Source organism: Priestia sp. SB1 (assembly GCF_038898415.1).
Genome location: NZ_JBBJSS010000002.1, coordinates 653447 through 672051, shown reverse-complemented (window position 1 = coordinate 672051; position 18605 = coordinate 653447). Strand labels below are relative to the sequence as shown.

The 18605-nt window shown below is 31.3% G+C and carries 25 protein-coding genes and 1 pseudogene; 19 read left to right on the top strand and 7 right to left on the bottom strand.

What is annotated here, in order from left to right:
- The first annotated feature begins 101 nt into the window (after positions 1-101).
- Entirely contained in the window at positions 102-473 is a 372-nt protein-coding gene (locus WKH56_RS09070) for a hypothetical protein (protein WP_342835362.1), read from the top strand.
- A gap of 41 nt (positions 474-514) precedes the next feature.
- Here WKH56_RS09070 and WKH56_RS09065 read toward each other — a convergent pair whose 3' ends face one another.
- Complete coding sequence (locus tag WKH56_RS09065; RefSeq protein ID WP_342835361.1) at positions 515-895, bottom strand: hypothetical protein; 381 nt, start codon at positions 893-895, stop codon at positions 515-517.
- Positions 896-1179: 284 nt separating this feature from the next.
- On the opposite strand from WKH56_RS09065, the gene WKH56_RS09060 reads away from it, so the two are divergent.
- The 4 genes from WKH56_RS09060 (at position 1180) to WKH56_RS09045 (ending at position 5574) form a co-directional block, all read left to right on the top strand.
- Complete coding sequence (locus tag WKH56_RS09060; RefSeq protein ID WP_342835360.1) at positions 1180-1407, top strand: hypothetical protein; 228 nt, start codon at positions 1180-1182, stop codon at positions 1405-1407.
- A gap of 192 nt (positions 1408-1599) precedes the next feature.
- Positions 1600-2598 (top strand): DNA methyltransferase, encoded by a 999-nt coding sequence (locus WKH56_RS09055; protein ID WP_342835359.1) that lies wholly within the window; start codon positions 1600-1602, stop codon positions 2596-2598.
- 218 nt (positions 2599-2816) lie between these two features.
- Complete coding sequence (locus tag WKH56_RS09050) at positions 2817-4097, top strand: stalk domain-containing protein (RefSeq protein ID WP_342835358.1); 1281 nt, start codon at positions 2817-2819, stop codon at positions 4095-4097.
- 220 nt (positions 4098-4317) lie between these two features.
- Entirely contained in the window at positions 4318-5574 is a 1257-nt protein-coding gene (locus tag WKH56_RS09045) for a stalk domain-containing protein (RefSeq protein WP_342835357.1), read from the top strand.
- An 85-nt stretch (positions 5575-5659) separates the two neighbouring features.
- On the opposite strand, the gene WKH56_RS09040 is transcribed toward WKH56_RS09045, so the two are convergent.
- Entirely contained in the window at positions 5660-6238 is a 579-nt protein-coding gene (locus tag WKH56_RS09040; protein ID WP_342835355.1) for a PH domain-containing protein, read from the bottom strand.
- A 414-nt stretch (positions 6239-6652) separates the two neighbouring features.
- Between WKH56_RS09040 and WKH56_RS09035 the strand changes: the two genes are divergently transcribed.
- The 3 genes and pseudogenes from WKH56_RS09035 to WKH56_RS35125 all read left to right on the top strand — a co-directional run.
- Positions 6653-7063, top strand: coding sequence for a hypothetical protein (locus WKH56_RS09035; RefSeq protein ID WP_342835354.1), 411 nt, complete (start codon positions 6653-6655; stop codon positions 7061-7063).
- 235 nt (positions 7064-7298) lie between these two features.
- Positions 7299-7430 (top strand): glutathionylspermidine synthase family protein, encoded by a 132-nt coding sequence (locus WKH56_RS35130; RefSeq protein ID WP_481861961.1) that lies wholly within the window; start codon positions 7299-7301, stop codon positions 7428-7430.
- Positions 7431-7528: 98 nt separating this feature from the next.
- A pseudogene (locus tag WKH56_RS35125) lies at positions 7529-7660 on the top strand (glutathionylspermidine synthase family protein); the annotation flags it as partial.
- Between the two features lie 80 nt (positions 7661-7740).
- Here WKH56_RS35125 and WKH56_RS09030 read toward each other — a convergent pair.
- A complete protein-coding gene (locus WKH56_RS09030) occupies positions 7741-8646 on the bottom strand; it encodes a hypothetical protein (RefSeq protein WP_316911139.1) in 906 nt (301 codons plus the stop codon).
- A 474-nt stretch (positions 8647-9120) separates the two neighbouring features.
- Between WKH56_RS09030 and WKH56_RS09025 the strand changes: the two genes are divergently transcribed.
- The gene (locus WKH56_RS09025; RefSeq protein WP_342835352.1) at positions 9121-9510 is read left to right on the top strand and encodes a hypothetical protein; all 390 of its coding nucleotides are present in this window, start codon (positions 9121-9123) and stop codon (positions 9508-9510) included.
- Between the two features lie 155 nt (positions 9511-9665).
- Complete coding sequence (locus WKH56_RS09020; RefSeq protein ID WP_342835351.1) at positions 9666-10070, top strand: hypothetical protein; 405 nt, start codon at positions 9666-9668, stop codon at positions 10068-10070.
- Between the two features lie 26 nt (positions 10071-10096).
- Here WKH56_RS09020 and WKH56_RS09015 read toward each other — a convergent pair whose 3' ends face one another.
- Positions 10097-10792: a hypothetical protein gene (locus WKH56_RS09015; RefSeq protein WP_342835349.1), complete on the bottom strand. Its 696-nt coding sequence runs from the start codon at positions 10790-10792 to the stop codon at positions 10097-10099.
- A gap of 189 nt (positions 10793-10981) precedes the next feature.
- On the opposite strand from WKH56_RS09015, the gene WKH56_RS09010 reads away from it, so the two are divergent.
- The 4 genes from WKH56_RS09010 (at position 10982) to WKH56_RS08995 (ending at position 13027) form a co-directional block, all read left to right on the top strand.
- Entirely contained in the window at positions 10982-11281 is a 300-nt protein-coding gene (locus WKH56_RS09010; RefSeq protein WP_342835348.1) for a TIGR04104 family putative zinc finger protein, read from the top strand.
- Positions 11282-11420: 139 nt separating this feature from the next.
- On the top strand, positions 11421-11750 hold the full coding sequence (locus WKH56_RS09005; RefSeq protein ID WP_342835346.1) for a hypothetical protein: 330 nt from the start codon (positions 11421-11423) through the stop codon (positions 11748-11750).
- The gene (locus WKH56_RS09000; protein WP_342835345.1) at positions 11731-12342 is read left to right on the top strand and encodes a YdcF family protein; all 612 of its coding nucleotides are present in this window, start codon (positions 11731-11733) and stop codon (positions 12340-12342) included. The genes WKH56_RS09005 and WKH56_RS09000 overlap by 20 nt, the downstream gene beginning before the upstream one ends.
- Before the next feature lie 88 nt (positions 12343-12430).
- Positions 12431-13027 (top strand): hypothetical protein, encoded by a 597-nt coding sequence (locus WKH56_RS08995; RefSeq protein ID WP_342835344.1) that lies wholly within the window; start codon positions 12431-12433, stop codon positions 13025-13027.
- Between the two features lie 89 nt (positions 13028-13116).
- Here WKH56_RS08995 and WKH56_RS08990 read toward each other — a convergent pair whose 3' ends face one another.
- The 3 genes from WKH56_RS08990 to WKH56_RS08980 form a co-directional block, all read right to left on the bottom strand.
- Positions 13117-13473: a DUF4181 domain-containing protein gene (locus WKH56_RS08990; protein ID WP_342835343.1), complete on the bottom strand. Its 357-nt coding sequence runs from the start codon at positions 13471-13473 to the stop codon at positions 13117-13119.
- A gap of 54 nt (positions 13474-13527) precedes the next feature.
- On the bottom strand, positions 13528-14373 hold the full coding sequence (locus WKH56_RS08985; protein WP_342835342.1) for a hypothetical protein: 846 nt from the start codon (positions 14371-14373) through the stop codon (positions 13528-13530).
- Between the two features lie 262 nt (positions 14374-14635).
- A complete protein-coding gene (locus WKH56_RS08980) occupies positions 14636-14806 on the bottom strand; it encodes a hypothetical protein (RefSeq protein ID WP_342835341.1) in 171 nt (56 codons plus the stop codon).
- Between the two features lie 166 nt (positions 14807-14972).
- Here WKH56_RS08980 and WKH56_RS08975 point away from each other — a divergent pair, with 166 nt between their 5' ends.
- The 5 genes from WKH56_RS08975 (at position 14973) to WKH56_RS08955 (ending at position 18408) form a co-directional block, all read left to right on the top strand.
- Positions 14973-15899 carry a hypothetical protein gene (locus tag WKH56_RS08975; protein WP_342835340.1) on the top strand — a complete coding sequence of 309 codons (927 nt, stop codon included), beginning with the start codon at positions 14973-14975 and terminating at the stop codon, positions 15897-15899.
- A gap of 131 nt (positions 15900-16030) precedes the next feature.
- Complete coding sequence (locus tag WKH56_RS08970; RefSeq protein WP_316911152.1) at positions 16031-16621, top strand: hypothetical protein; 591 nt, start codon at positions 16031-16033, stop codon at positions 16619-16621.
- A gap of 138 nt (positions 16622-16759) precedes the next feature.
- The gene (locus WKH56_RS08965) at positions 16760-17350 is read left to right on the top strand and encodes a hypothetical protein (protein WP_316911153.1); all 591 of its coding nucleotides are present in this window, start codon (positions 16760-16762) and stop codon (positions 17348-17350) included.
- A 105-nt stretch (positions 17351-17455) separates the two neighbouring features.
- Positions 17456-18058: a hypothetical protein gene (locus tag WKH56_RS08960; protein WP_316911154.1), complete on the top strand. Its 603-nt coding sequence runs from the start codon at positions 17456-17458 to the stop codon at positions 18056-18058.
- 77 nt (positions 18059-18135) lie between these two features.
- Entirely contained in the window at positions 18136-18408 is a 273-nt protein-coding gene (locus tag WKH56_RS08955) for a hypothetical protein (RefSeq protein WP_316911155.1), read from the top strand.
- The last annotated feature ends 197 nt before the right edge of the window (positions 18409-18605 follow it).

Here is an 18605-nt window from a genome sequence, read left to right as displayed (position 1 = left end):
AACACATACTCCTTATTATAAAGATAGGCTTATATAACAGTGACATTAAAGAGAATATCTACATAAATTGCAAAGACAAAAAATAGATAGGAGAGTTTGATATGGATTATAATTATCATCATTTATATGAAGAAGATACGCGGTTTTATCAAGGAGGTCAGGGCACAGGAGGTGGGTTATCACACCATCCAGGAGGCGGAACTGGAGGAGGCGGACCTTGGGGCGGTGGTGGACACGGACCTGGAGGCGGACACGGAGGACCTTGGGGTGGAGGTGGACACTGGGGAGGTGGACCTTGGGGTGGACCTTGGGGAAAACCTTGGTGGGGACGTCCACCTATCTACTCTGTTCCAGTCCCAATATACACTCAAACAGCTCCACCTGTAATTGTAGCTCCAGCTCCGCAACCGCAGGTGATTTATACACAACCGGTACCTCAGCAACAAGTTATATATACTCAACCAGGGCAATAAAACAAAAAAGGCTTATTATAGCCTTTTTTATTTTTAGTATGTTAAGTAGTGACAGAATTTCTTAATCTCTTTTGTTTGATCTTCTTGCCTATTTTATAAAAAATAAATTGAAGGATGATGATTAAAAAACTTACCAAAATTAATAATCTGACTGAAAACAAAGGTACAAAATAATCTTCCCATCTAGGAACTAAAGTCATTTTACTGTTAAAATAATAAGAAAATGCCACAGATGCTATATTCCCTAGAATAACTGGTATCCAGACTCCTAAATAGCCGCTTGTTCCCGCTAAAACAATAACAGCAAGAAGCATTATTCCATACATAAGCATTGAATGGCTAGCAAAATCATTGTGCATTGATAGATATACATAGGGTACACAATACAGCAAGAATATAAAGACTGATAATAATTGTTTCATTACAAATTCTCCAATCAAAAGTTAAAATAGTTTGTTAAGATGAAATTTTCAGTTGTCTGTTTACATTATAAGTTGGTACAGTAGATAAGTGAATATATTATGGTTTAATTGTATGTTTTTTCTAAATTGAAATTTTAGTGTAGAATTATTAAATAACAGTATTTAAAAGATATGTACATAAAAAAAGAAGAAACTTCAGCTAGGCATTAGCATTAACGAGCGGTCTTTAACTTAAGGTAGTTAAAGCAAACATCAAGAAATACATAGCAAAGGGAGTAATTTCATTGCAGGAGAAGTACGCTGTACTATTCTTTACAGTTGGAGAAGGTTACACACTAGATATTAAGGAAAATCAATCCCTAGAGCAGGTAATAAAAGGAGAGAAACAATACGTAGCAGAGTGCGGTTTAAAGGATAATGATGTCTTGCATATATTAAAAATTAAGCCTGATGGAAGTACGAAATTAATTTATGACATAAGATATGGCTTTATAGAACATCTTCTTGCATAAATAAGGCTTTATAACGCTAAGATATCATAGTAATTATTTATAATTTTAAAGTATACATTACGTTTACTATGAAATAAGAAAAAAGCTTTGCCAAAGTGCAAAGCTTTTTTAAATAAACTTTTTTCCATCAACTTTTACTTTTTCATATATAATTTCTCCAGAAAGCATAAAGAAATGAATGGAGAGATATAAATGAGTGCAAATGAAAAGGCATTAAAATATAGAATTGTTAGCGTATTAAAAAACATCGGTAGACCAGCAAGTATTAAGGAGATTTCAGGAGAAATTTCTGATAAGCCTGTAACAACCATTAGAGGAAGAATTAACGAAAATGTAAATAAGTTATTTAAACGAGTAGCAAGAGGAGTCTATTGGTTTGTTAGTGAGGAAGAAACCTCTGGTGTAATGCTATTAGAAGGCAACGGCTTAGATATGTCTTATATTGAAGATGAGTCTGTAGACGCAATTATCACAGATCATCCTTGGCACGATCCAAAATCTAATAAGGGTACAAATCGTAAATTTGATAACTCGTATGATACGTTCTTATATAAGTTAGAGGATTTTAAAGAAAAAGCAAGAGTACTTAAAAATGGATCATTTTTGGTTGAAATATTACCTGCAGAAAATGAAAATAACTACAAGTATCTCTACAAAATTAAAGAAATGGCAGAAGAGTGTGGATTGTTATACTATGCTAAGGTTCCGTGGCGCAAAGGCAACTTGATATTTAATACAGGAAGAAAGAGTAAAAACACTGAAGATATTATGTTTTTTACTAAAGGGAAAGCCCGGTCATTAAGACCTGACCAAAGCAAACGAAAACGTTTAGGTGGAGAACACTATATGTCAGGTGCTGCAGGTATGCTCCCAACAGATTTTGAAACTGAAATGGAAATGGATTTAAGAGAAGTTTCAGAGATAGATGCTCAACCGGCTAGTAATCGTAACAAGATACATCAGGCAGAAAAACCCATTGAACTATATCAACAAATTATTAATTTTGTTACTAAGCCTGGAGAAATTGTATTAGATCAGTTCGCAGGTAGTGGTAATCTAGGCGCAGCAGCACTATTAACTAACCGATTTGCATTCTTAATAGAAAAATTGAATGAAAATGTACAAAAAATTTGTAAACGACTTAATTACTTTGCGAAGAAAGATCAAGTAGTTTATCAATTAAACGCATAAATATTATAAAAAGCCAGCTATTTATACAAGTTGGCTTTTTTTCTAGTTATTTTCTTCTTTTTTGAAAATTGGTAAGGCTTACAATTAGTTAATTTTATGAAAAAAACCCCTTAATTTGTATTGGTAATATATAATTACTTTAATAGAAAATATAGGATAAAGGTGGGTAGAGAGTTTATCTTTGGAAAGGATAGAAGAATGTAGGGGGAGCTAAACTGTTGAAAATAATCGTTTTAATACTAATTTTTATATTGGGAGTGGTGGGACTTAACACAAATAGAATTTTTGCAGCGGCAAATCCTCCAAAAGTCTATGTTGATGGAAAATTAATAAGCACGTCTAATAAACCCATAGTAATAAACAAAGTTATTTATGTTCCGGTACAAGAAATTGCACCAAAACTAGGATTAAAAATTGCTCACAATGGTTCATTAGGTAAAATTACATTTAAACACCCGTATCGTTCTATTGACGCTACACACCAAGTTGGCACAAAGAAGGTGCTGGTCGGGAATAGGTATATGAAATTACGAAACAAATCTTTTAAGGTTGAAGACATAGTTTATGTACCCCTTGAATTATTTAAAGCGTTTGACGCTAATGTTTTTTGGAGACCTGCTAAAAACTCAATATACATATATACATACGAATTAAAGCAACTCCAAGCGCTAGCTTTTGCAGACCTTGCATACGACAACATTCAGCTTCTTCCTGAAGGAAAGCATTTAAAGGATGTTGACCTCAACAGAATGCCTAAGATTAATAAAACCTTTAAAAAAGTACAAGATAATTTAGGCATATACACCACTGAGAAAAACGACGCACTAACTACAGATATATTCTTTAAAAAATATGTAAGGTTAGGTGATTGGGAAGTTGCAACTTACTTACGCCCATCAGACTTTTCTTCTAAATCTAAATATAATAAGATGATTAAAAGTGGTTTCCAAGGTTATGCATTTCGTAACCGAAAGACAAATGAGTTTACGGTTGCCTATAGAGGCACAGAGTTTAATTGGGCTAGCGGTGATATAAAAACAAATTTAGGTATCGGTCTATTACGAACTAACAACCAAAAGCAATATGCTTTTAAATTGTTTGAAAAAGTTGTGGAAAAGTATGACAAACCTACAATATATTTAACTGGCCACTCTCTAGGCGGGAACTTAGTTGAAGACACTGCTTCTCATTTTCCAGATGAATACAAGCAAGCCTACACGTATAATGCTACAGGCACCAATCATAAAATGCTTACCACAAAAGTACTTAACAGCCGCATTTATACTGATCCCGTTTCTAGTTTCTATTCTCACTATGGTCGCACTTCTGTTTTTTATGTAAGTCAAATATCTAATATTTTGGATCCTATGGGATTTGCCTCTCATAGGCTATTTAACTTTTACGGATACTATTTTCTCCCTAGGACAAAGTACTGGGGAAAGGATATACCTTATACTTACGGGCTTCCAGATTATTTATGGACTTATAAAGACAAATAAAACTTATAAAGCAACATCTATAGAATATAGGTGTTGCTTTTTCTACTTGTTTCTACTAATTTGCGTTAGCAATGTAACGTTAGAATTATAATTCTTTTAAACTCGTAAGAAATATGTCCTATATTTGTATAGAGTATTATATAATTACTTTGTTAGAAAATAATTCTAAAAAGGTGGGTAGTGTGATTCAAAAAATGAAGAAACATAGGGGGAGATAGATTTGTTTAAAAAGCTTACCGTATTAATTATTTTATTTGCAGGCCTAATGGGTGCTACCTGGCAAACAGCTAGTGCCGCTTCAACTACACCTAAAATTTATATTGATGGCAACATATTAAGTCTCTCTAACAAACCCATTGTAAAGAATGGGACTACATTAGTACCCGTTAGGCAAATTGCTGAAAAATTAGGTCTAACCGTGGGATATGATGGCAAAACAAATACAATTACATTTAAAGATCCATATCATTCTACAAACATTACTCATAAAATAGGCACCAATAAAGTTAATGTGGGAAGCAAAAGTCGAACTTTATTACAAAATTCAGTAGCAATTAACGGTGTAACATATGTACCAATTCGTTTATTTGAAGCTTTTGACGCAAAGGTGTTTTGGGAAGCTAGCACAAATAATATTTATGTTTCCTCTTACGAGCTGTGGCAGAATCAATTACTTATATTAGCGAACCTTTCCTATGACAATTTATACAGTGTGCCCCAAGGGAAAAAATTAAAGGATATTAACTTTAATAACTTACCAAAAATTAAAGCAGATTTTGAAAGGGTTCAAAAAAAGCTATACATTTATAACTCTGATGGAAAAGGAAATATATCCGTAGATCGTTTCTTAAAAGAATACTATCAAATGGGAGACTGGGAATTTCTTACGTATTTAACAAAGTCAGATTTCACAAGCACAAAAGAATATGACAAAATGAAAAAAACAGGATTTGATGGTTTTGCTTTTAGAAATTTAAAAACAAAAGAAGTTGTCATTGCTTATCGTGGGTCCGAGCAGCCATCTGACTTTTTATCAGCTTCAAAAGGAACAGTAATTGCAAATTCTCAAAAACCATACGCACTTAAGTTATTTACAAAAGTATATTCAAAATACAATAAACCAGTTGTATATCTTGTTGGTCATTCTCTTGGAGGTAATCTCACTCAAGCAGTAACACAATATTACCCTAAAAATGTGAAACAGGGATACACTTATAATGCTTTTGGAATAGGAACTCCTTCATCCACAAAACAGGTGGTAAATTATCGCATAGTAGAAGACAAGGTTGAAAGTTTGAGAAGTCATTTCGGCCGTTCAGTTTATTACAATGTAAGGCCGTATCCTAATAGCTTGTTTGCAATGGAATCGCATAGTATATTTAATTTTTATGGTCACTTTTTTGCACCTAAAACTAAGTATTGGGGTTACGCTGTTCCATATAAAAACGGTAAACCTAATTACGAGTGGACATACTAACACAAGGGTATGCTGTATTACTATAAATAGCAGTACGTAAACAAAAAACACTTGGGAACTAACTTTTCCAAGTGTTTTTTTATCTTTATAAACTATTAATGACTTTAGTTTTTAATAGTTGAAATTCTTCCTCTGTAATTAACTGCTTTTCGAGTAAGCTACCTAATCTTTCAATTTCGCTAATTGGATCTGGTTTATCTACTTTTTCTAAATTTTTATCTTTTTGTTCTTTCTCATTTAGCTCTTTTTTTGGATATTTATAGTTGTTAATAGCTTCGTTAATAACATTAACAATTTTGTCGCACTTAGAATGTGTAAATTCTACATCCTTATCAGAATCTACATAAATTTGAACTAGAGACCATATTATTGTCTTTTTGTATTTTACTGTCTTTATTTTATCAAAAGGGTAGTATTCAACTTCAACCCTTGCAATTTTAGGTTTGGTGACAATAAATTGTCTATTAGTTAAAATAAACAGCCCGAACGAGGCGCTACCAGCAATAAATTCTGTACAAAAAATAATTTGTTCATCCATATCAACAGAAATGGTTTTTAATGCTTTTTTTACGTCATTGTATGTTCTTTCGTATTTATTTATATCAGTGTGTTTTGTGTAAGCTTCTCTACATTCATCTTCGAGTTGTTCTAACGTTTTTGACATATATAGCCCCCGCTTTTAAACTTCTATTTTTTCTTTCTATAGAATAATTTTACACTGGAGAAAAGAATTTGAATATATATATTCCTGATAAATATGCGTTTTAAACTTAATAGTTTTCTAAAGTCTTCAAAACTATCTATATGAAGATTTATATTAAGTGATACCTACGGCGCTAAAAATAATTAAAAACCCTATACAAACGAATTTGAAGAGTCATATTTCTACTAATTTTACAAATCTGCTTTAACGCTCTAATTGGGAAACGCCAGATAATGCCTTCTTATCAATCCTTAAAAAAAGTAATTAACTTTACAAAAGTAATAATAAGTTTATATAGTGTTAATTTCACTTTTTTATCCATTTTTAAAGTTATACGTTATAACTATAAGGACTACTATATATGGAGGAAAGCAAATGATTACAGAATGTTATGATCATTGGACAGATCTAACCCAGCCCTTAGTATCTCTAGAAATAATTGGAGAGGATAAACTCACTACCATTTATGCTCTTCAAACTTATTTGGTATCTTTTAATGATGAGGAAGTTTGTCTAAGTGATTTTGAATATTTTCTTTCAATTGTTGATCAAATGATACTCAAAGAATTAGATATTTTAAAGGAAAAATTAAAGAGCAAAGATTTTGAAGCAGCTCAGCACTTAAAACGTATTACACATAGGGCCTACCATACCTTTGTGAAAGAAACAGACCAGTACTTTGAAATGAGAAGTGAGTACAGAACATCTTATAATTGTACTGAGAAATTTATACGACGTATTATGATAACTGGTGGTTTCAGTTATCGAATTCAACATTTCTTATAAAAATTTTATTAATTAAAAGAGAGTTCCTTTTTGGGAACTTTTTTATTTGTCTTTACTCCTTATTTACTTGATTGGCTATATTATGTGTTTATAGTCAAGGGAATAAAAAACGCTTAATAATTTGCGGATTAATCCACCAAGTGCTTTTTTGCTTCAAAACAAAGCGGTTATGGCTGTTATATAGGGATTACACGAAGAGAATAGCTCCTTTTTCACAGAAGAAGAACATAGCTGAATTAACGCATACTTTTTACCTACTTACCTCGATAGCAGCAAATTTGTAGAACAAAAAGAGAAGTATGTAAAAAAACCGGTATTTGGAAGAGAAGGGTATACTGTAGAAATCTATTTTCCTCTGAGAATTTAGTCTTAGAAGACCCACATAAGAGCTAGGCTAAATATGTTTCTGTTTATCAGAAGTATGTAAATTTACCAAAAGTAAAATTCCAGACACAAAAAGCACAGCAGGAAGGTCACATTATGATAGGAACTTTTCTACTGAATGGTATACCAAGCGCCTTTGGATTTAGGGATGGTAATCAAATAACAGATAACTTATCTTACTTTCTACCTTGTGGAATTGCACAGGAGCAATAAAACAAAAAAAGCAGGCTAAATATTTTTAGGCCCGCCTTGACTCTTTTAATAACTGTTAGAAAATAAATTTCACTCTTTTGTTAAGCGTTAATATTCATAAAAGCAGCTACATCACTTGTAGTTACTTCTTCAAAAAAATCTAATCCGTAATCTTGTATTATTTCCATTGGATCTTCAAGTGTTCTAAAGATTAAGCTATTCACCAAATGAATGATGCGATCAATTAGGCTAAAATTCTTATATGAATTACTTCTAAAAAATAGGTAAGAATTCATTTCTTTTCTCACAATTTGTTCTAAACATTTTAAGTGCAAACTTTCGATTTGATTAAGCGAATTGTTAGATTTGATAGTTGATCTAACTTGGGACAAATTAATTTTTCCCTTAGAACAGTCGAAAACACCTTCAATTATTCTTGTTCCGACATCATCTATCAGTTCTTTAGTTATTAAGCTCAAATTCAACCCTTGCCTTGCTACAAAGGTACAAACTAAATAATATAAGGTTGTATCAAAGAAATTAGTTGGAGTTGAAGTGCTTAATACATTATTTTCTAATAAGTAAAAATTATTATAAGAATTACTGATACCCTCTAAATTGGGCTTTAATACTCCCGCTTGGGCATAAATTACGAAGGAAATTATGCGATCTATTACACTTAACTTTAGTCCAGATTCGCTCACAGAAGAAAATACTTTCTCTGCTTTTTCATTAAGCATTTCTGCTAAATACCTAGTGTGAAGAGAATTAACAGACTTTTTAACTTCTGAAGATTTATATCCATTCAAATTCACTTGGTTGTTAGTCACTGTAGAGACTGCTTTTATAACATTTCTGCTAATTGTTTCAACTAGTTCTTCTGTAATGTAGTCAGGATTAAATCCTTCTCTTTTTGAAAATAGGCTTACCACATTTCTTACACTTCCGTGGAAGATTAACTCAAAATCCAAATATTCTTCCTTACTTACTTTGTTTAAACTGTTCATAGAAATAAACACTCCTTAAAGGTTTTGAAGATTTTAGCATCATTTTCAGGAGTGGAGATAAAAAACAAAAAAAGAATGGGCTCACACATAAGATATTGACAATTCTTTGAATAAAAGATATTATATTCTAGCAATTAAATTTTGTGTACGGCTACTTAGCTCCCCATAGCAAATAAGTAGCCATTTTTCCCGATAGCGTAATATAAAAGTGTCTGTATTCCTGCAGACACTTTTTCTTATTGGCTTACTACTTACTTTGTCTATATTACTTTTGGTAAGACTATCGGAAAGGTAAGCAACAAATAGAATATGTTTTAAGCGGTAATACAATACCTTATAGGTGCAAATCTTGAGAAATAGTACAATGAGACTGATAAGTGGTAAATATATCTAATTTAATCTATAATATTGTTTACTGTTAATAGCTTTCCTTAAAAAGAAAGGAAAGCTCTATACACATTAGGGGGACTACTTTTGGAGAATATTTTAAATTTTATTAAACAAAAAACATTGCAATGGGCTATAGAAAAATCAATTACTGACGCTGTTACTGTAGAAGTTGACATTAAGGACGACAGCGTAGTAAGTGTTTATAAATCAGGGCGGTTTTTCAGCTCAGTAGATGAAATACAGCGGGATGAACTTTTCAGCGTAACGAAAGAGAATAATCAGTTTACTTTAGATTATTTTTTAGATCCTGAGAGCGAGGGAGAAATCTTTCTCTCAATAGATAGTAATAATTTAGAGGTTTATTCAAGACTGCATTCACGTTATACAAACAGGGTGATTCTCCATTCAGAAGAAGAATTGCTTTGTTTTTTACAGAAACATTTTTGGGCTCATTCTCCTGGATACCTATACTAAACATACTGCAGTACAATTTGACTTTACCTCTTTAAGTTTAAAAGAAATGCACTATTTACAAAAGATTGATAATAGATACATAACAGGCAATAGCAAAATTTAGCAGCTTACTTTATAATTAATAGAAATTTTCAAAGGTTAAGGGGAGCGTTATAGTGAAGTTCTTTATAAAACTTTGTATTATAGGTCTTTATTCTATTCCTTTTGCTTATTTATCATTGCAAAAGGACTATGTATCAGATTCAAAGGTGTACTACATAATAATGTTTTTTGTTATTGTATCCTTATCTTATTTTTGCGGGCTTATTCGAGGCGATTTACCTTTGATATTGGGGAATATACTTTCTTTTAGTATTTCCTATTTTTACAACTCTCTAGCAATGATTGATAAAAAGAGAGCTGGTTTTTTCACACCAGTTAACCCTGTAGAGCAGTTACTGCTAATTACAGTCATAAGTCTTGTTCTGCAATTAATCTTCTACAACCTAGCAAGAAAGTTTGCTAAAGGGTACATAAATAGCATTAAATCCAACAGTACAAACAAAGAGAAGAGAGTGTAAACTTTCTTCTCTTTGTTTTATTTTATTCATTCATAGCAAGGAGTAAGTAACGCATCATCTATTATAAGGTTTAAATCAACGCCGCTTTCAAATAATAGGCTATAGTCTTCTAAATTTAAGAGATTGTATTTTTGAGTTGAATGGTTGTATACCAATTTTAATTTAGCTCTTTTACAACTAATATCCCCATATAAAAAAGTAGTCCCTGGTTGAAACTTCTCTTCGAAGTAATTTTCTTTATCTATTTTAATTTCTTTAATAAGAGCTGGATCACATTCAAATCGAATTAAGTCTAGTGTACTTTTGGACATTTGTTTTAGAATAAATTGAACTAGTTCTAATAATCTCCAATGACTTTTAGATCGGAATTCTTGCATATTATCCGGCCTTAAAAGAGAACCTTCGGATATTTCTTTTAGTTTTTTATCTATTTGCTTAAGGATAATACTAAATTTTAATTCCTCATCCTCAAAATAAGCGGCCGTTTCATTTTTCTTATAACTGTCTAATAGATTAACTTTATTGTCAGTAACTTCAGCAACTCTACTTAAAATATTATTCCTTAGCTCTTCTGTATAATCACTTAAAAAGAAGTCATTTAAAACAAAAGTTCCTTTTTCAGCAGCAAAAGCAGTAATTAATTTCTCTAATGTTTTTTCGAATTCTCCGCTATAAATCTTTTCCATACGCTCTTCTTTAGTTTTTGCTATTACCGTGCTCACCATCAATAACCTCCAGTTAAAAAACTGTCTCTAATTATATAAAGAAATTTATTTTCTATTAATTCTTTAAGTGTCTGATAAACTCCTGCGGCATTGAAAAAATAATACTTAAATCATTCTCAGAATATAACCAATAATGGTATAATAAGTAAGTTGTTGAAATTCCTAATAAAAGAGAGGAGGACAAAAATGGCTCAATGTAATAACTGTAAGCACAGTTGGAGCTGGTCTTATAGTTTCAAAAAACTATTTACTTTTAAGGATGAAGTTTACTGTCCTTCTTGCCAGTCAGCTCAATATGTATCTAAACAAGCTAGAAACCATATGAGTATGGTAGCAATGATTCCAATGCTAATCTGTTTTATATTAATAGCTTTTAGTGTTACTACAGCCATCATAATAACTGTAGAAATAATAGGGTACGCACTAGTTATATTAGTTTTGCCTTTCTTCTACAAACTAAGTAATGAAAAAGAATACTTTTTTTAAGCTAATACATAATTTTATAATTATTTTTTAAGAGGGCAGAAGCTGTAATTTCTGCCTTTCTTATTAATGTAAGGGTCCACCACTATCTATAACAAACGTTTAAAAATAAGAAAACTTTAAGCAAGAGAGGTGTAGAAAGATGGATGTACAACAAGTAGCAAACCTTTTTTTAATCTTTGTATTAATAGCTGCAGCTCTAGCTTTAATAATTGGTCTTTTTGTATCTTTGAAGACCCGTAGCCATAAAAAGGGGTTCTTAGGCACTTTAATTGCTAGCTTTGTATTTTTAATAGCAATTGTTAGTTGGTACGATAAAGCTTCTTCAACCGTACTTATGGGAACACTTCCTTGGATTTTAAATGTGGTGGGGGTAATAATTGCGCTACCTATATATTTAATAATTATCTATTTTATATTTAAAAAAATAACTAAAAGCAAGATAGTCAATGATGAGAAAATTAGTAGTTAAAACACTATTTATAATCTTAGCGGTATTTGTGTTACTAACAAGCTATTTGGGTTACTCAATAATAGCGTTTAGTCATAAAAACGAATTGGTTAAAGCTGATGCAGCCATAGTGCTAGGTGCAGCTGCTTGGGGTGACAAACCATCTCCTGTACTCAGAGAAAGAGTAAATCATTCAATATGGCTTTATAAACACAGTTATGTTAAAAAAATTATCTTTACCGGTGGAAGAGGAGAAGGGGCCGCTTATTCAGAATCCGAAGTAGCAAAGCAATATGCAATGGACAAAGGAATTCCTGAAATCGACATACTTATAGAAACGCAGTCAAAAATAACAGAAGAAAACCTTGAATATGCTTTTAATGTTTCTAGAGAACATAATCTTAAAACATTTATTTTAGTGAGCGATCCGCTACATATGAAACGCTCTACTGTTATGGCTCATAACCTTGGTTTGGCTGTAAACTCTTCTCCAACGCAGACTAGTGTATATAAGTCATTTAAAAGTAAAACTTTATTTTTCTTTAGAGAATTGTTTTTCTACGAAGGTTACTTAATAACTTATCCTTTTAGAAACTCTACATATACAAAATAATTTCTAACATTACCTGTTTATAAGCATTAAAAAAAGCGTAGATTTTAATTCATTATTACTAAAAATACGGTATACACGGAGGAAAAATATGAAGAAAATAGTTATTGCAACAATTGGAGCATTAGCCCTTAGTAGCACTCTCGCAGCCTGTAGCTGGGAAACAGAATCCAAATCAGTTGATGAAGAGGTAGTTAACGAAAAGCAAAAGCAGTCTTCTGAGAATGATCCTAATGCTGTTTCTAAAGAAGAAGAAGCAAGATTAAAACGTATGGAAAAGGGCATTTTAGTATACGGAGAAGGAACAAAAGGTGGTTTATATTTAACAACAGTTAATACTGCCTATTCAGAAAGAATTATGCCAGAAGACGGCAATAACAGCCGTAGCCCTTATATGGTGGTAGTTAGTGTAAAGGTAGCTAATGTTAGTGATAATGGTAAAATAGCAGATCTGTCAGAATTAAGATTTAACCTTAATGATTCAAAGACAGACAAGAACTTTGAGGGAAGACTTCTTCCAGATAGAAACCCAATGACATATAAATTAGAACCTAATAACTCTTTAACCTTAGATGTGTCTTTTGAAGTACCAACAATTGAAGATAAGTATATGTTTAATATTGAAAGTAAGGCAGATCCTATAACAGATGAATGGGAAGTAACAAACTTAAATAAGTTCGACCAATAGTTACAAAATAATTAGCAATTAATGCACATACTTGCGAAGTAAAAGAGTACCTAATAAAAGGGTACTCTTTTTTTATTTAATACATTTGTTTAAAATACACCAATAAAGGTACCTAAGACTATGCTAACTCCATAAAAACAGAAGAAGAGTACTGATAAAACATATTCTCTTGAAGCTTTATCGTGCTTGAACTCCATAAATATTTTATACCCCTGATAACATATGCAGTATGCAGCTAACATTACCCATATTGGAACGTTATCAAAGTATATGAATGTGGCAATAAATATAATATAAAAGGAGTTGGAAACCCATTTATGGCTTTTAGAAACTGATTCTTTTAGCTTTTCCACATCAGTTTCTAAATTCATTTTTCTTCGCAGATACTTTTCTAAGAAATGTGCAATTACTATCATTATTACTATGAATATTATTGTTTTTATCATAATACCTCCGGATACATACTATATAAGCTTAAATAATATACAATACATTTCTATTTAACGTTTGTAGAAGGGAACGGGCTTCACTATGTTAGCTAACCCAAAACAAACCACAACAGATTTTTTTTGTTGATTTACCAAGTGAAAATCAATGGATAATCTATAACCTCTGCTCTTTTGAATTGCAGTTAACTCTTTTATAACTGGACAATTCTCAATTATGAATAACATCGTTGCCTCTTTAGAAGGATCTTTGCTTCTATGAGGGATATAATGTTCCGACCTTAAGTTAAGTAGTTCTTCAAGTGAAACTGTCTCAGCTATCGTCAAGCTTATAGAATTATTTACTACGGAGGACTGAGTAAAGTACTTAGGTTCCTCTTTTAAATAGAAGTACTGGTGAAACCATTTTTCAATTGCATCTTTTCTATTTTCAAACCTTTTTATTATATTTACTTTATTACGTAAAAACTCATCTGCGATGTCTATTTGGGCTTTTAGTAAATCAATTTTTTCTAGATGAATTCTTTCCTGAGTAGTTGGGGCATTATAAAACTTTCTCACTTTATGTAACCAGCCTTCTTGTCTAAGTCTGTATTGAGTTCTTGTCATTATTATTTTATCCGTTCCTTTCACATCAGTAGGTTGTATCTGTAGAAATCTGTTTACTGCAACAAGAAGTATCATAAAAATAATTCCTAGTATAAGAAAAAAAGGAGCGGCATTTCCTTCTCCAAAAATCATTTCGCCTATGTCGGCAAAAAATAAAAAAATATCCCAAAAGAATCTTAAAATAGGAAGCCAAATATACGAAGTAACTATTAAAATAGGTAAACCAAAAATGAAAAACAGCATACCAACGCAACCAAAAGAGGATTTCCCATAGTATCTATAACCTCGCATTTTTCCCTCCTAGCTTTTTGTCTACTTAAAATAAATATAGTTACAATATAGCATTTAAGTGATTTTTTAGCACTATATTTTTGGTATATTAAGGTTGTGTGTATGTCGTTTTGCGTGTTGGCTTGACATAACAAGAATGAAACGTTTATTATACTAAGAGTATATTGGCGTATGCAAATAGCTTTATCACACATCTGTTAAAGCAAAAAGAAACCTTTCTTCACTCCTATGTAGTGGCGAAAGGTTTCTTTTTTTGTATAATTTACTTCCTAGAGTTTAAAGACTCTTTTAACTCACTAATTTTCTTTTCAAAACTTTCTTCAATATTGGATAGTTCTTGGTTGCGCTGAACTCTTCGTTCCGACACTATACCTTTAATTTTTTCTTTATCTTTTAATGTCATCATAGGTTTACTAATGCTTTTTTTCTCCAAATCAAATTCCTCCAGTTTGATGTGCTTGTTAAAAAGATTATATATCTATAATTTCAAGATACATATTAAAAACTATCTTTTTTTATGATTTTTATAAAGAAAACATTTATGAATGTATAATTTTAAAAATTTAGTGTGACCCACACTTTAAAAGGAGATAGTAATTATGACAAAAATGACTACAGAACTTTATCAATTATCGAAGGCATACCTAGAGGTATACAACACAATTCAAACTATAACTAATATGTCTGAAAAAGATGCGATAACTGAACAGGTACATAAGTTGAATTCAATCAAAAATCCTTTATTAAAACTTTTATTTCTAGATAGTAATCCAGCAAAACCATTCAGTGAAAAGCAGTTATTTAATTATTGCGATAAGGTTGTGAACAATTGTTTATCAGTGATAAACTCAGATGAGAAAATTATTTTTTCTGTAAAAATTGATGTTCTTAGTAAGATTGAAAAGGATAATGAGTTAATGTATATATTTGAAACAAGCGAAATGGTTCCAACCGAATACGAAGATACGGACTTGTTTCGTCTAGATTACAATAAAAAACTTGGAACGATGTGCTTATATATTTGCGATGTTGATCACTTCCATACTACAGGGGAAGTTAGTTACGGTTTTGATGATGCTAGATTACTGCTAGAGGAGTGTATAAAGCAAGACCAAGCAGAATTAGTTTATGACTTTACTGACGAATATTTAGAGTTTTGGAATAAGAAAAACGCTAAAGAGGATGAAAATGTTGAAGAGGTAATTGTAACAAAAAGAACTTACAATTCAACCAAAACTGCGGAAATTATTAGTTATACGTTTTTAACTTTTGATCCTATTGTTGACGAAAGAACTGGCTCTAAGTATACGCGCTTTCACCTTACTTACACAAAGGAGTATACCGGTATAAATCGCATTCTCATCTATCCTATTGTGAAGGATATTAACCCAGGCAATGAGTACAAATCAGAGGTGCTATCAGAGCAAGTAAATCATATTTTTTATAACCCAATTAAAACTTATAAAAAGTGCGAAGAAGCTTACAAAAATAAAAGCCTTAAGCACGAGCAAGAATTAATTTCTTAATGATAAAAACCAAAAGCCTTTTACTTATTTGTAAAGGCTTTTTTATTTTAACTTTTTTTCCATATTCCAAATATACACCCTATAATATTAAAAATACGTGCTATAAGCACTCACAAAGGGAGAAATATATTATGAATACAAGTTCTTATTTAAAAGTCTATGCAGCCAGATATTTAAAGAACGAAAAAGAGTCTATCTCATTGCATACACAGAAACACTTTGCAGAATTAATCAAAGATACTCAACAAATTAAACTAATTGACGAGCAAATTGGTTTTCTCAAAAGAGAATGGAGCTATATTCAGGCAGCTATAGTAACTGAGTATAGAGAACTTAACGGTAACTCAATGAATATTGATAATCTTTATAACAATTCAACAGCGTTATCAAATTATTGTAATCTTATTCTTAATGAGGGCAACGAATTATTTGTTTGTGATAAGGAAGGGACCTTAATTAATACAGTAAGTATTGAAGTTGTTAGGTCTTCTCAGGAGGATTCTATTCAAACTATTTTATTTAAAACTAATAAAGATCTTATTTGCACAGAAACACGTAAAAGAAGTAACCAGTTTTACCTAAAGGTTGATAAATCTATTGAAAAAAGTAAAGAAATTTCAATTTTCTTCAGCGATCACTTCGAAGCTACCAATATTTTTAAAGAACCTTTAAAGGTAGCAGCAGAGTGCGAGAAGCAATTAGTATGTAAAAAAAAGAAGTAAGGAAGAACTAAGGTTAATTATTGTATATAAAATTGAAACTCCAGCATAATTGCTTGGAGTTTTTTTCTATTAATAGAAACGTTGTAAAAGTTATTATTCATTTATGTTTTTTACACTCTGTAACATTGGTGTAATTTTATGGTACAATTGCGTTGCTGTACAGTTAGAAAGGGTGAAGTTTCACAAGTTATGATATTTAAAAAGATGTACCTATTTTTAGGATTAATGTTATTAATCCTCGTCTTTTCAGGTTGTGATCCGTCCGCTACCTCTAAAGATGATTACTACAAATCGACAAAAAGTACAAACCTATCACAAGAGGGTATTGAACGCTTACATATTGGTTCTAACAAATATGATGTAACAAAGTTGTTTGGAAAACCAACTTCTATTGAACTTGTTTCCGAACCAAAATCAGAGTACTTTTCCTATGGAAAGTCGAAAAACAATTATGATTTGGATTTTAGAATAGTTAAGAATGCAGTAACAAGTTATACACTCTACACTGAAAAATATGGATCCTCTAAAGGAATTCGTGTAGGTAGTTCCAAAAATGATGTCATTAAAGCTTATGGTAATAATTATTATAAGAGGAATGACACTGGAGCAAAAGTATACGGCTACTTTGATAAGGTCAACAAATTAAATTTAGAGTTTTCTATAGAAAGCAATGAGGTAATTGGCATTCAGTTATTAGCTTACGATTACTCAAAGAATGATAATCATTAACAAATTGGCAAACAACCTTGTTAATAGGTTGTTTTTTATTTTTATGAGGAAAGCACATTAGTAAACCCAATTACATAGAAGTTAATAATAGAGGAGGAAGGCAGTATGAAAAAGTTACCTTTAATTTTAGGCTTAGTCTTAACACTGGCACTATCTGCTTGTTCCAGTTCGACAAGTAAGCCTGAAACAGAACCTAAAAAAGAAAGTTATACCTTTAAAATTAAAGAAGCAACTGCAATTATAACTAATGACAAATCTTTAGTGGGCTCGGATACAATAGAAACTAAAGATGGAAAGAAAGTAGAAGTAGTCCCAACATCCTTACATTATGAATTTAAATTAGAACGTAACGGAAGTAGCAAACTTCTTAAAACTACAAAGGACAAAATAGAATTAAAAATTGTTCCAAATCAAGAATTATTAAACGCTTCTAAAAAAGCTGTAGGTTTTAATTTGTTTAATACCGATGATTCTGATTTGTATGGCTCTGGTCAAGGAGTTTCAGATTTTAATTCTGAAGGAAAAGGGGTTTTGGATTTTACATACATACTAGGTGCTAATGTGGATAGCGATGAAATTCCTAAGTTACCTAGCAAAGACAAACTTAATGAGCTCAAAGAAAATGCTTTAAAAGGCACTTTAGTTGTAATGAAAAATGACCAAGAAATAGCCCGCTTTGATTTAAAAAGTATTAACAAAATTGACTAGACAAAACCACTAGTAGAAACAATCCTTTGCAGTAAGCAGGGGTTGTTTTTATTATCACTTTAAGGAGGAGTAATAGTATGTTTCCAACCAGGAAGGAACGTCATAAAAATGCCAGCTATATAAATTGGCCAAGCACTATGTTTTTGTTTGGAGTTTACTGGTGTATATATTTTTTTACACCTACTGCCAGGAAAGGTATTTGGGCAGTTTTATTAACAGGTGTAATAGCAGCTTGTCTGACAGCCTTATTTGATCGTTTTAAAATGCCTGTAACTTTGAAGTGGTTACTTTCAACGGTAATTTGTATAATAGGAATTATTATTTCCGCTTATTCTCTAAACCAAATTTAAATAGAATAAAAACTTTAATAAAAAACAAAAAAGTTATGTTTACTATATATAAGAAATATACCAATTAGGAAGAGGCGAAAACTATAAAACTATTACCTATAGCTAATAAGAACCTTAATAAAAAGCTTAATGTCTATTTAATACTTTTTATCCTTGTTAGCATTTACAATTCAATATCATTTACAGCAGGAAACCAC